Origin of the sequence: Paraburkholderia sp. CNPSo 3076 (genome assembly GCF_026343935.1) — a bacterium.
GTDB classification, from domain to species: Bacteria; Pseudomonadota; Gammaproteobacteria; order Burkholderiales; family Burkholderiaceae; genus Paraburkholderia; species Paraburkholderia nodosa.
The window spans coordinates 293611-305487 of record NZ_JAPMAL010000001.1 but is presented as its reverse complement, the minus strand read 5'-3'; the positions used below and the strand labels follow the sequence as shown (position 1 = coordinate 305487).

Annotated in this window: 12 protein-coding genes; 4 read left to right on the top strand and 8 right to left on the bottom strand. The window is 65.6% G+C overall.

The window, feature by feature from the left end:
* Positions 1–51: 51 nt before the first annotated feature.
* From M3A49_RS01400 to M3A49_RS01390, 3 genes are all read right to left on the bottom strand, one after another.
* The gene (locus M3A49_RS01400; RefSeq protein WP_028206143.1) at positions 52–618 is read right to left on the bottom strand and encodes a TetR/AcrR family transcriptional regulator; all 567 of its coding nucleotides are present in this window, start codon (positions 616–618) and stop codon (positions 52–54) included.
* 101 nt (positions 619–719) lie between these two features.
* On the bottom strand, positions 720–1355 hold the full coding sequence (locus M3A49_RS01395; RefSeq protein WP_266227193.1) for a LysE family translocator: 636 nt from the start codon (positions 1353–1355) through the stop codon (positions 720–722).
* Positions 1356–1467: 112 nt separating this feature from the next.
* Positions 1468–2190 carry a CerR family C-terminal domain-containing protein gene (locus tag M3A49_RS01390; protein WP_266227192.1) on the bottom strand — a complete coding sequence of 241 codons (723 nt, stop codon included), beginning with the start codon at positions 2188–2190 and terminating at the stop codon, positions 1468–1470.
* Between the two features lie 95 nt (positions 2191–2285).
* Between M3A49_RS01390 and M3A49_RS01385 the strand changes: the two genes are divergently transcribed.
* From M3A49_RS01385 to M3A49_RS01375, 3 genes are read left to right on the top strand one after another with little or no spacing between them, the layout of a single operon-like run.
* Positions 2286–3422, top strand: a complete 1137-nt coding sequence (locus tag M3A49_RS01385; protein ID WP_266227191.1) for an HlyD family secretion protein — start codon at positions 2286–2288, stop codon at positions 3420–3422.
* Positions 3358–5004, top strand: a complete 1647-nt coding sequence (locus M3A49_RS01380) for an MDR family MFS transporter (RefSeq protein WP_266227190.1) — start codon at positions 3358–3360, stop codon at positions 5002–5004. The genes M3A49_RS01385 and M3A49_RS01380 overlap by 65 nt, the downstream gene beginning before the upstream one ends.
* A 16-nt stretch (positions 5005–5020) precedes the next feature.
* A complete protein-coding gene (locus M3A49_RS01375; protein WP_266227189.1) occupies positions 5021–6529 on the top strand; it encodes an efflux transporter outer membrane subunit in 1509 nt (502 codons plus the stop codon).
* Here M3A49_RS01375 and kdgR read toward each other — a convergent pair.
* From kdgR to M3A49_RS01360, 3 genes are all read right to left on the bottom strand, one after another.
* Positions 6526–7347 (bottom strand): DNA-binding transcriptional regulator KdgR, encoded by an 822-nt coding sequence (gene kdgR / locus M3A49_RS01370; RefSeq protein ID WP_266227188.1) that lies wholly within the window; start codon positions 7345–7347, stop codon positions 6526–6528. The genes M3A49_RS01375 and kdgR overlap by 4 nt on opposite strands.
* 127 nt (positions 7348–7474) lie before the next feature.
* The gene (kduD, locus tag M3A49_RS01365) at positions 7475–8245 is read right to left on the bottom strand and encodes a 2-dehydro-3-deoxy-D-gluconate 5-dehydrogenase KduD (RefSeq protein WP_266227187.1); all 771 of its coding nucleotides are present in this window, start codon (positions 8243–8245) and stop codon (positions 7475–7477) included.
* A gap of 43 nt (positions 8246–8288) precedes the next feature.
* Positions 8289–8780, bottom strand: a complete 492-nt coding sequence (locus M3A49_RS01360; RefSeq protein ID WP_266227186.1) for a 5-deoxy-glucuronate isomerase — start codon at positions 8778–8780, stop codon at positions 8289–8291.
* A 290-nt stretch (positions 8781–9070) separates the two neighbouring features.
* Between M3A49_RS01360 and kdgT the strand changes: the two genes are divergently transcribed.
* Positions 9071–10087, top strand: coding sequence for a 2-keto-3-deoxygluconate transporter (gene kdgT, locus M3A49_RS01355; RefSeq protein WP_266227185.1), 1017 nt, complete (start codon positions 9071–9073; stop codon positions 10085–10087).
* Positions 10088–10134: 47 nt separating this feature from the next.
* Here kdgT and M3A49_RS01350 read toward each other — a convergent pair whose 3' ends face one another.
* Together M3A49_RS01350 and M3A49_RS01345 are read right to left on the bottom strand one after the other, a co-directional pair.
* A complete protein-coding gene (locus tag M3A49_RS01350) occupies positions 10135–10680 on the bottom strand; it encodes a cytochrome b (protein WP_266227184.1) in 546 nt (181 codons plus the stop codon).
* Entirely contained in the window at positions 10677–11735 is a 1059-nt protein-coding gene (locus tag M3A49_RS01345) for a catalase family peroxidase (protein ID WP_266227183.1), read from the bottom strand. The genes M3A49_RS01350 and M3A49_RS01345 overlap by 4 nt, the downstream gene beginning before the upstream one ends.
* Between the last annotated feature and the right edge of the window lie 142 nt (positions 11736–11877).

Genomic DNA, 11877 nt, shown 5'->3' with positions numbered 1-11877 from the left:
TGGTCCAATAAAAGAGGCGGCTAGCCGCCCCGTTTTACGGGCAAGAATACGTTACTGAGCCACGCGCCACATGGCTTCGACATCTTCGAGGCGCGACTTCGTGTGAAACAGCCGGCTCGCCAGCACGCTGCCCTGCAAGGCCGCGAACAGCGTACGCGCCGAGCTTTCGGGCTTGCCCCTCACGACTAGCGTGCCTTCTTTCGCGCCTTGAGCCAGCACCTCGGCCAGCCAGTTTTCGTTGGCGCGGAAAAACGCCTGCACGGCGTGGCGCACGGTTTCCGGCAGCGACTCGATGTCGGCGGCCAGCATGCCGCACAGACAGATCTGGTTGCCGTCGCCCAGCGTCTTGCCGAACAGCCGCGTGTACGTAGCGAGCTTTTCGCGCGCCGGCAGCGCCGCGTCGATCGATTGCAATCCCGCCATGACTTCACCGCTGTACTGGCTCACCGCTTCCAGCACCAGGTCGTCTTTCGACGGGAAGTAATAGTGGATGCTCGACGTTTTCACGCCCACCAGCTCGGACAGGTCGCGGTAGCTGAACCCGTTGTAGCCGCGCAGCATCATGAGGGTAATGGCGTGGTCGAGAACCTGCTCCCGCACTGTCAACTTCGTATCCATGGGCTCCAATTTATCTACTGGAAGATAGATTGTCAAGCGCGTCACGCAAAAAAATCCGATGCGCCGGGCGCGACCTCCTGGCCGCGGCCGGCGGGGCGACGTCAGATCCCGCGATGCCCGGCGCTGAAAATGAGGCGCAGGCCCAGCGCTGCGATGGCGCCGGCCGCAATGCGGTCGATCCAGCTCTTGGCGCGCAGATAAAGATCGCGCGGACGCTGGCTCGAAAAGCACAGCGCGACGACCGTGTACCAGCCGGTTTCGATCGCGAAGACGAGCGGCGGCAGCGCGAAGTAGCACCACAGCGGCGGGTTATGCGGCAGCAGCGCGACGAAGATGCCGCCGTAGGCAATGGCCGTTTTCGGGTTGCTCAACTGGGTGGTGAGGCCGCTCCAGTACGACTTGCCGGGGCGCTCGTCCGGTGTGGCCGTCCTGCTCACCGTGACGGGCGAGCCGGCGCCGCGCCAGATGCGCGAAGCGATGTAGAGCAGATAGGCGCCGCCTGCGATCTTGAGCGCGGCATACAGCCAGGCAACGGTGGCGAGCAGGGTGTAGAGCCCGCCGAGTGCGATGCCCGCGAAGCAGATTGCACCCGTGCCCATGCCCAGCGCAGTGGCGACGCCGTCGCGGCGCGAGAGACCGATCGAGTTGCGCGCGACGAGCACGAAGCTCGGGCCGGGACTCATGGCCCCGAGTAGAACAGCGAGGAGAATGCTGGCAACGGCGGCGAGGGGAGACATGCTGGCGGCTCCATGCAGGAGGGAATTTCGAACACTAACATGCGCGCGGATGCGCCGCGAGGGCTCCCCACGGGTGCCGCGTGATCGTGCCAGCCGCCTGAATGGTGCCTGGTTATCTTGAGCGATTGTGCTTGTCGCGCTCGCGATTCCAGTGGTGCAGCAGCACGCGCGTCTGTTCCGCGATGCTCACCTTCAGAAAATCGGCCTTCGCTCTGTCGATGTCGTCCCAGCCGAGCATCGTGAGCGTGGTGCGTCGCGCGATGAAGAAAAGCAGAAACTGCCCATACAGGCTGAACATGCGCACCACGGTGAGCGGATCGTGGGCCGGCATGCCGGTAATGCGTTCGAGCAGTTCCACGTTGATGGTGTTCAGCGGCGAGCGTACGCGCTCGCGCAGGATTTCCGAGCCGATCTCCGGTTCGCCGCCGCCCTGTTCGCGCGCGAAGAATAGACGCTGGTCCGGCCCGTGCTGCTTGACGAAGGAACGGTCGGCCACGGCCGACTGGATGTCGATGAAGGCGTCGATCAGCGCTTCGGTGTCCGCATCGCGCGCGAGCGCAACGCGCGCGCGCTGCACGGCCGGCTCGAATGACTGCCACGATTCGTCGGCGATCGACTCCGCGCAGGCGCGGTAGAGGCCTTCCTTGTTCTCGAAGTAATACTGCAGCGCCGGTGCATTCACGCCCGCGCGCGCGGCGATGTCGCGCGTGGAGGCGCCGTCGAAGCCGTGCTGCCCGAACAGGTTGATGGCCGCCTCGATGATCTTGCGACGTGTCTCGTCGCCACGCGCATAGCCTCCTTCGGGCGAACGTCGCAGTTTCTTACCTTCGCTCATGCATTTCCTTTCGTAACCCTGCGAAATATAACACTTGACACAGTTTTTCCAGGTGGAATAATTTTGCCGACTGGAATAAATTGAGAATCAACAACATGTCTACGACTGCAGGCGCGCCCGGACGCGACGTGCCGGACGCCGCCGCCGCACCTGCGCGCAGCGGCGCGAAACGAACCCTTCTGATCCTGCTGGGACTGGCGGCGCTCGTCGCCGCGGCGGTATGGCTGGGACACTGGTGGGTCGTCGGGCGCTTCATCGAATCCACGGACGACGCCTATCTGCAGGCCGACAGCGTGACGATCGCCCCGAAGGTGAGCGGCTATGTGACAGACGTCTACGTGGCCGACAACCAGGCCGTGAAGGCGGGCGATCCGCTCGTGAAGCTCGACGCGCGGCAATATCAGGTGGCGCTCGACCAGGCGCAGGCCACCGTCGATGCGCGCACGGCGGACATCGAGCATGCGCAGGCGCAGATCGAGCAGCAGCGAGCGAACGTCGCCCAGACCCAGGCGCAGCAGGAAGTCGCCCAGGTGAGCCTGCGCCACGCGAACGACGAAGTGGCGCGCTACGCGCCGCTCGCGGCCACGGGTGCGGAAACGACCGAACGGCTTGCCGAACTCAAGAGCGAACGCGACAAGGCGCAAGCCACGCTCGCCGCCGACGCAGCCGCCGTCACGTCCGCGCGCTCGCAGATTTCGGCGCTGAACGCGCAGCTCTCGCAGGCCCGTGCGCAGCTCGAGGCGGCGCGTGCGAACGCCGCGCAGTCGCAACTCGACCTCGACAACACCGTGGTAAAGAGCGCGCTGGCGGGCCGGGTGGGCGACCGCACCGTGCGCGTGGGCCAGTACGTGCAGCCGGGCACGCGCATGCTGACCGTCGTGCCGGTGCAGCGCACGTACCTCACGGCGAACTTCAAGGAAACGCAGATCGGCCGCATGCGCGCGGGCCAGCCCGTGGAACTGCACGTCGACGCGTTGCCCGGCCACGCGCTGCACGGCGTGGTGGACAGCTTCTCGCCGGGTACGGGCGCGCAGTTCGCGCTCTTGCCGCCTGAGAACGCCACCGGCAACTTCACGAAGATCGTGCAGCGCGTGCCGGTGCGCATCCGCCTCGAAACCGGGCCTGAAACGCGCAGCGTGCTGCTGCCGGGCATGTCGGTGACGGTCGATGTCGACACGCGCTCCGCGCGTGAGGACGACCGCCGTATCGACCAAGAGAACCACCGTGGCTAATACGGCTCGCGCAGCGGTGCCGCATCCGCATGGCGAGCGCGCGAGCGTGGCCGACTGGGTCGCCGTCGCGGCGGGTGCGCTTGGCGCGTTGATGGCCACGCTCGACATCTCCATCACGAACTCGGCGCTGCCGCAGATCCAGGGGCAGATTGGCGCCACGGGCACCGAGGGCACGTGGATCTCCACGGGCTATCTGATGTCCGAAATCGTGATGATTCCGCTCGCCGCATGGCTCACGCGGGTGTTCGGACTGCGAAATTTCCTGCTCGCGAACTCGGCGCTCTTCATCGCCTTTTCGATGATGTGCGGCTGGTCGAATACGCTCGGCATGATGATCGCCGGGCGCATTGGCCAGGGTTTCACGGGCGGCGCGATGATCCCTACCGGCCAGACCATCATCCGCACGCGACTGCCGCTTTCGCAGCTGCCCGTGGGCATGACGGTGTTCGGTCTGATCGTGCTGCTCGGTCCGCTGCTCGGGCCCGTGGTGGGCGGCTGGCTCGCGGAAAACATCAGCTGGAGCTGGTGCTTCTTCATCAATTTGCCGGTGTGTCTCGCGCTCATCACGCTGCTTCTCGTCGGGCTCGAACCCGACCGGCCGCACTGGGAAGCCTTTCTCAAGGCGGACTGGCTCGGCATTGCCGGGCTGGCAGTGGGCCTGAGTTCGCTGACCGTCGTGCTCGAAGAGGGCCAGCGCGAACGCTGGTTCGAATCGAGCTTCATCGTCACGCTCACGTGGGTCTCGCTCACGGGCATGGTGCTCATCGCGCTTTCGCAGTTCACCGCGAAAAAGCCCATTCTGCGTCTGTCGCTCATGCGCAATCCGCGCTATGCGAGCGTCATCATCATCGTGTTCGCGGTGGGCGCCGGGCTTTATGGCATTTCGTACCTGCTGCCGCAGTTTCTGAGCCTCGTTGCCGGCTACAACGCGCAGCAGTCCGGCGCGATCATGCTGCTTTCGGGGCTGCCCGCGTTCCTCGTCATGCCGATTCTGCCGCGCTTGCTGGGCAAGGTGGACTTTCGCATCCTGGTGGTGTCCGGGTTGCTGCTCTTCACGCTGAGCTGCATGCTCGACATTTCGCTCACGGCGCAGAGCGTCGGTCACGATTTCGTCTGGTCGCAGCTCGTGCGCGGCGTGGCGCAAATGCTCGCGATGATGCCGCTGAACCAGGCCTCGATGGCGGCGGTGTCGCGCGAAGATTCCGGCGACGCGGCCGGTCTCTACAACATGGCGCGTAATCTGGGCGGCTCGGTGGGGCTTGCGATCATCGGCACGCTCATCGACAGGCGCGAGGCGTTCCACACGGCCGTGCTGCGCGAATCGCTCAGCGCCAATTCGGTCATCGGCCAGGAACGTGTGGCCGCGAGCGCGGCCAACTGGTTCACGCAGACGGGCGACATGGCGCATTCGCAACTGCAGGCGCTCGGCCAGATCGCGGCGCAGATCACGCAGCAATCGATGGTCATCACGTACTCCGAAACATTCTGGGTGCTCGGCATCGCGCTGGCGGCGTGCGTGCCGCTCGCGCTCCTGCTCAAGAAGCCGCAGCCCGGCGCACAAGCGTCGTCTGGCGGCCACTGAAGATTATCACTGACTCATGACGGCAACCCGTTACTCCCGAATCTCCTACGCCGCGCTGAGCGCGTTCGCCGCTGCCTGCGCGCTTGCCGCCTGCACCGTCGGCCCCGACTATCGCGGCGCACCGGCCGTCGCGCCGGAAGCGGCGAACGCCGCTTCGTTCCTGCGCACGCCGGCGCAAGGCGTGACGCCCGCGCGGGCACCGAGCCAATGGTGGCTCGCGCTGAACGACCCGCAACTGAACACGCTGATCGAAGCGGCGCTCGCCCACAATCCCGATGTGCGCGCGGCGCAGGCGCGTTTGCGTGCCTCGCGCGCGCAGCTGCAGCAGCAACGCGCCGCCGAACTGCCGAAGGTCGGCGCGAGCGCGGCGGCGATCCGCATGCGCCAGCCGGACCTGAGCGCCTTGACATCGTCGAGCAGCAGCTCGGGTCAGGGCGGCTCTTCCGGCGGCGGTCCGATCACGTTCTATACGGCGGGCTTCGACGCCTCGTGGGAAATCGACCTGTTCGGCGGCACGCGGCGCGCCGTGGAAGCGGCGAGCGATGAGGCCGACGCCGTGGACGCCGATCTTGCGGACACCCAGGTATCGCTCGCGGCCGAGGTCGCGCAAGCCTACATCGACCTGCGCGACGAGCAGCAGCGCCTCGCCATCGCGCAACGCACGGCGCAACTGCAGCAGGAGATGCTCACGCTCACCGAGCAGCGCCGCGCGGGAGGCACGGCGGCCGAGGTGGACGTGGAGCGGCTCACCACCCAGGTGGAAAACACGCGCTCGACGATTACGCCGCTTGCGGCGCAAGTCGAAATATCGCTGGATCAACTGGCGGTGCTCACCGGCCAGGCGCCAGGCGCGCTGGACGCGGAACTGGCAACGGTGCAGCCGCTGCCCACGATGCCCGCAAGCGTGCCCGTGAGCGATCCCACCACGATGCTCGCGCAGCGCCCCGATATTCGCGCGGCGGAGCGGCGCCTCGCCTCGAGCAACGCGCAGATCGGCGAGCACGTGGCGGACTTCCTGCCCAAGCTCACGCTGTTCGGCGACCTCGGCTTTTCGGCCGCGGAGCCGGGGCACCTGTTCCGCAAGAGCAATTTCAGCTGGGTGGGGGCGCCGTATCTGCAGTGGAACGTGTTCGACTTCGGGCGCACGCTGGGCGCGGTGCACGGCGCGCAAGCTTCGCGTGACGAAGCCGAAGCGCATTACGAAAAGGCCGTGCTCGCGGCACTGCAGGACGCGAACGCGTCGCTCTCGCGCTATGGCTATCAGCGCGAGCATCTGGTGACCTTGCAGAAGGTGCAGGTTTCCGCCGAGCGTTCCGCGACGCTCATGCGCCAGCGCTATCGCGCGGGGGCGTCGAGCCTCGTCGATCTGCTCGACACGCAGCGGACGGAATTCGCCGCGCAGCAGAACGTGGTGTCGGGCCAGGCCGATTTGCTCAAGGACTTCGTGTCGCTGCAGAAGAGCCTGGGTCTCGGCTGGCAGACCACCGTGACGGCCACGACCGCGACAGCCGCTACGCCGGGCTAACCGGGTTCGGCAGGCGCATGCTCGTGCGCGGCCGGCTCGCGATAGCCGAGCCGCGCCGAGATCGCCGCGCCCGCGCGCTTGAGCAGGGCGACGTAGTGAGCTTTCGTGTCCGCACCGCAGCGCATGGTCGGAAACGAGATGGAGAGGCCGGCGATCACGTGGCCGAAACGGTCGAACACCGGCACCGCCAGGCACTGCAAACCGTCTTCCTGCTCTTCGTTGTCTTCGCCGTAGCCTTGCTCGCGCACATGCGGAAGAATGTTCAGCACTGCGTCGGCGGAAGTGAGCGTTTTCTGCGTCGACTTTCTGAATTCCACATGCGAAAGCGTTTCCTGCGCATCGGCGGGAGGCATGAACGCGAGCAGCACCTTGCCGATCGCGGTGCTATGCAGCGGATTGCGCCGCCCGATGCGCGACTGCATGCGCAGGCCGTAATCGCAGTCGATCTTGTGGATGTAGATGATCGCGTCTTCGTCGAATGCGCCGAGATGAACCGCTTCACGCGTGGCTTGCGCAATGCGCCGCATCTCGATGTCGGCCTCGCGCACGAGGTCGACGCTTTCGAGCGCTTTCGCGCCGAGTTCGAACAGCCGGATCGTCAGACGATAACGGTCGGTTTCGACTTCCTGCGCGACGTAGCCTAGCGCCTTCAGCGTTTGCAGCACGCGGTGCACGGTGGTTTTGGAAAGCGCAAGGCGCTGCGAAAGTTCGCTGATGCCGATCGGCCCGTTCTCGCCCAGCGCGCCGAGGATCGCAAACACGCGGCCGATCGACGAGACCGATTCGCCTTTCTCCGTGCCGCCGTCCATTTCGTTCATTGCGTGCTCCTGTGCGCTGCGCTGCCCCTTACCCGAATTTGCCGTTTTTTCCACGCTCGCTGCCATTGTTGCCGGTCCATGTGAATCTCTGACGGGAGCATACCGCGTCCCGTGCGCGCCGCGTGTGCTAGCGCGCAAGCCAGCCGCCGTCCACCGCGAGCGTATGGCCATGCACGTAATCCGCTGCCGCCGAGGCGAGAAACACCACGGGGCCTGCGAGATCGTCCGGTTCGCCCCAGCGCGCTGCGGGAATGCGGTCGAGGATCTCGCCGTTGCGCTGGGCGTCGTCGCGCAATGCGGCCGTATTGGCAGTCGCCATATATCCGGGCGCGATCGCGTTGACGTTGATGCCGTGCGCGGCCCATTCGTTGGCGAGCAGGCGGGTGAGGCCCAGCACGCCGCTTTTCGAGGCCGTATAGGAGGCCACGCGAATGCCGCCCTGGAACGACAGCATCGACGCGATATTGATGATCTTGCCGCCGCCGCCCTGCACGACGAACCGGCGCGCGGCCGCCTGGGCAAGAAAGAACACGCTCTTGAGGTTGACGTCCATGACGGCGTCCCAGTCGTCCTCGCCGAAGGCGAGGGCGTCCTCCCGGCGAATCACACCAGCGTTGTTCACGAGGATGTCGATCCGTCCACAGGCTTCGACGGCTGCATGCACGATGTCCTCCACGGGCGCGATCGAACCGAGATCGGCACGCACGTCGACGAAGCGGCGCCCGAGGGTCTCGACACGCCCAGGCGTGGCGCCGGACTCGCCCCTGCAAACGCCGACGATGTCGCAACCCGCCTGCGCGAGCGCGAGCGCCATGCCCGCGCCGAGGCCCGTGTTGCTGCCGGTGACGATGGCGATCTTGCCGCTGAGATCGAACGGATTAAACGTGCTGGATGCCATGAGTGCGCGGGCCTCGTGTCGTAGGTCTATGCCGGTGCGTGATTCAGCGCAGATCGCGCACAGCGAGAGGGTCCATGTCGCCGTACACCTGGTTCTCCCCGACCATGCCGCAGACGAACGTATAGGCGCGCGTGCCGACGCCCGAGTGGATCGACCAGCTAGGCGAAATCACGGCCTGTTCGTTGTGCACGAGGATGTGCCGCGGTTCGTGCGGCTCGCCCATCATGTGGAAGACGGCTGCGTCGTCGGCCACGTTGAAATAGAAGTACACCTCCATGCGCCGCTCGTCCGTGTGGCACGGCATGGTGTTCCAGAGGCTGCCGGGTTCGAGTTTGGTCATGCCCATCGAAAGCTGGCAAGTGGGCAGCACCTCCGGCACGATGAACTTGTAGATCGTGCGCTGGTTGCTCGTGGCCGCTTCGCCGAGCGTTTGCGGCGATGCTTCGCGGGCCGCGCCGGATCGCCGCTGCCGAATGCGACGGCCTGCGCGCCCTTGCCGATATAGATCGCTTCCTCGGCTTTGTCTGACTTCCATGCCCTGTCTCCGTCGGATGGACGGTGCACCGTGTCTCCTGGACTATAGTGCAGATTCATATTTTCGGAACATCGGTCCGGAAACGTTGTGACGCCATGGCGCGTTTGGCAAGCGGTCTGCCCAAATAGTGAATCGTTAGCGGGTAAACGTGGATGATCTTCCGCGTAAAAATCGGAACGGCGTTCCTTTCACGCTGCTATCCTGTTTCCGGAAAGGGAGCACCGCGAGAAAAAAGCCGGACGCGCCAACATGCCGATCCGGCAACCGGATGCAAAGTCCACGGAGGAGGCATGAAGCTGAGGAAGGCCATAGACCGCATACCAGGCGGCCTGATGCTGGTGCCGCTGCTGCTCGGCGCCTGTGTTCATACGTTCGCGCCGGGCGCGGGCAAGTACTTTGGTTCGTTCACCAATGGATTGATCACCGGCACCGTTCCCATTCTCGCGGTGTGGTTCTTCTGCATGGGTGCGACCATCGACCTGCGCGCGACCGGCACCGTGCTGCGCAAATCCGGCACGTTGCTCGTCACGAAGATGATCGTGGCTTGGGTCGCCACGCTGGTCGCCGCACATTTCATCCCCGTCGACGGCGTGAAAACCGGGCTCTTTGCCGGGCTCTCTGTGCTCGCCATCACGACCTCGATGGACATGACCAACGGCGGTCTCTACGCGGCCGTGATGCAGCAATACGGCACGAAGGAAGAGGCGGGCGCGTTCGTGCTGATGTCGGTCGAGTCGGGGCCGCTCGTCAGCATGATCATCCTCGGCGCGACCGGCGTGGCCTTTTTCGAGCCGCGGCTTTTCGTGGGCGCGGTGCTGCCGTTTCTGATCGGGTTTGTCTTAGGCAATCTCGATCGCGATCTGCGCGAACTGTTCGGCCGCTGCGTGCATCCGCTCATTCCGTTCTTTGGCTTTGCGCTTGGTAACGGCATCGATCTCAACGTGATCGTCACGAGCGGCATCCCGGGCGTGTTGCTTGGCCTTGGCGTCATCGTCGTGACCGGCATTCCGCTGATTCTTGCCGATCGCCTGATCGCGGGCGGCAACGGTGCGGCGGGGCTCGCGGCTTCGTCCACGGCGGGTGCGGCGGTAGCGAATCCGGCCATCATCGGCGAGATGATTCCGCGTTTCAAGCCGCTCGTGCCGGCGGCAACGGCGATGGTCGCCACCGCCTGCCTCGTGACCGCGATCCTCGTGCCGATGCTCACGGCGCTGTGGGTGCGCCGCCGCAGCGCGCGCGATGCGCTGCTTCAGGAACTCATGGAACCGCCCGTGCCGCCCGTGGCGGGGCGCGACGCGCACGTCTGATTCACAGGCGAGGTTCCCGCGCGCTTTGCACGCGCAGGAACCTTGCGTCAGCTGCGTGCCTCGCCGCGCGCCATGCTGGCGAGCACGCCGTCACGGCGAATGAGCGCGTGAAAGAGCGCGGCGCCCAGATGCAACAGCACGGTCGCGTAGAGCGCCATGGCAAGCCACGTATGCGCGGCGCGCAGCCATGCATAGAGCGTGACGTCATGCGACACGATCGGCGGCAGGTGCACGCCGCCGAACATCACGATCGGATAGCCGCCCGCCGATAGCATCGACCAGCCGATCAGCGGCATGGCGATCATCAATGCGTAGAGCACGAGATGTGAGGCGTGAGCGCCGAGGCGCTGCCAGATGGGCAAATCGGCGGGCAAGGGCGGCGCGCCGCGCGTGAGCCGCACGGCCAGGCGCAGGAGCACGAGCGCGAGCAGCGCGATACCTAACGGGCGGTGGAGCGCGAGCAGGGTGTCATGCAGCCGCGAGACGGTCGATACCATCCCCACGCCGACGAACAGCATCGTGACGATCAGGACTGCCATCGACCAATGCAGCAGGCGCTGGAGTGCGCTGAAGTGCTGGCCCGGTTGTTTCATGGCTGCGCGCCTCCATGCGTTTGCGCGAGGTTGGCTTCTTCACGCGTGCGTCGATTGAACGAAACGGCATACGCTGCCGAACGGGCGGCGAGCAAAGGGTCGTCCGAAGGCTTCAGGCCGCTCGGCAAGATGGTCGGATCGTAATTCACGTCGCGGCACATGCCGTTGGCTTGCGGTTCGGCACGCTGCAATACCAGTGTGCCGGCGTCGATCTGCTGGCGGTCCGCGGGCCATGACTGGGTGGCGTCGTTCGTGGGGTCGCCGGGTGCTGCGACCGTGAGCACCAGATGCCAACGTAGCGGCCCCCCAGCGAAACGCGTGGAAAAGTCGTCGGCGAGGAAGTTCGGGTCGGCTTTTTCTGCGGGCGTTTGCGGTGCGTAAGCCACTTCGGGCACGGTCTGCCAGCGCACGGCATGCGGGTTGCCGGCGGCGTCGGTCGCGATGAACGCATTGACGCTGTAGAACGCCGTGTTAGCGAAACTGGAGGAGGGCGGGTGCGCCTTCAGCCACGTGCGGAACGGCAGCGTTTCCGGGTTCGCCTGGAAGAAGGCGTCGAGCTTCGCGGGGTCGGGCTTGCCCGTTGCCGGATCCGGTTTCGAGGCGACCAGTTGGCTATAGAACTGCTTCGGGGTGCGAACGACGAAGATGGGCACGGAATTCATGCCGGTGCGCCACTGCTCGCCGTCCTGCAACTGGAACAGCAGCGCCATGCTGCGCACGGGCGTGCTCGCGTCCGGCGCGGCAGGGTTGCTGCCGGGAATGGCGAAGCGTCCGATCACGGGCGTGCGTCCGGGTGCGAACACCGCCGCGCGCGAGACCTGCGCGCCGTTACCGTTGCTTTCGAACCAGCCTTCCACACAGAGCCCCTTGGCGTGATTGCGCCGATAGCCCGTGTGGATGCCGTAGTTCGACTCGAACGTATTGATGATATGCGGCGCGGTGATGCGCTTCGGCGTGAGCCAGCCGGCTGTCCATGCAAATGCCGCGCCAGCGCAAACCACCACGGCCGCAATGGCCGCGAGCCGGCATGGCACGCAGATCGAGGCGCGGTTCACCGGCGGGCTCCGGTGTGCGCGCGCTGCAACGCAAGCGAAAGCGCAATCTGTGCGAGTGTATGCATGATGGATCCAGTCGATGGCCCGAGGGCCGTTACTGGCGTCAACAACACCTCACTGCGTTTTATTCCATGCGCGAAGC

Excerpts from the sequence above, each read along its gene's own strand:
- M3A49_RS01400 (WP_028206143.1), bottom strand. The coding sequence starts at position 618 with ATGGATACGAAGTTGACAGTGCGGGAGCAGGTTCTCGACCACGCCATT.
- kdgT (WP_266227185.1), top strand. The coding sequence starts at position 9,071 with ATGAAGCTGAGGAAGGCCATAGACCGCATACCAGGCGGCCTGATGCTG.
- kduD (WP_266227187.1), bottom strand. The coding sequence starts at position 8,245 with ATGGCATCCAGCACGTTTAATCCGTTCGATCTCAGCGGCAAGATCGCC.
- M3A49_RS01395 (WP_266227193.1), bottom strand. The coding sequence starts at position 1,355 with ATGTCTCCCCTCGCCGCCGTTGCCAGCATTCTCCTCGCTGTTCTACTC.
- M3A49_RS01350 (WP_266227184.1), bottom strand. The coding sequence starts at position 10,680 with ATGAAACAACCGGGCCAGCACTTCAGCGCACTCCAGCGCCTGCTGCAT.
- M3A49_RS01390 (WP_266227192.1), bottom strand. The coding sequence starts at position 2,190 with ATGAGCGAAGGTAAGAAACTGCGACGTTCGCCCGAAGGAGGCTATGCG.
- M3A49_RS01375 (WP_266227189.1), top strand. The coding sequence starts at position 5,021 with ATGACGGCAACCCGTTACTCCCGAATCTCCTACGCCGCGCTGAGCGCG.
- M3A49_RS01360 (WP_266227186.1), bottom strand. The coding sequence starts at position 8,780 with ATGGAAGTCAGACAAAGCCGAGGAAGCGATCTATATCGGCAAGGGCGC.
- M3A49_RS01385 (WP_266227191.1), top strand. The coding sequence starts at position 2,286 with ATGTCTACGACTGCAGGCGCGCCCGGACGCGACGTGCCGGACGCCGCC.
- M3A49_RS01380 (WP_266227190.1), top strand. The coding sequence starts at position 3,358 with ATGTCGACACGCGCTCCGCGCGTGAGGACGACCGCCGTATCGACCAAG.
- kdgR (WP_266227188.1), bottom strand. The coding sequence starts at position 7,347 with ATGAACGAAATGGACGGCGGCACGGAGAAAGGCGAATCGGTCTCGTCG.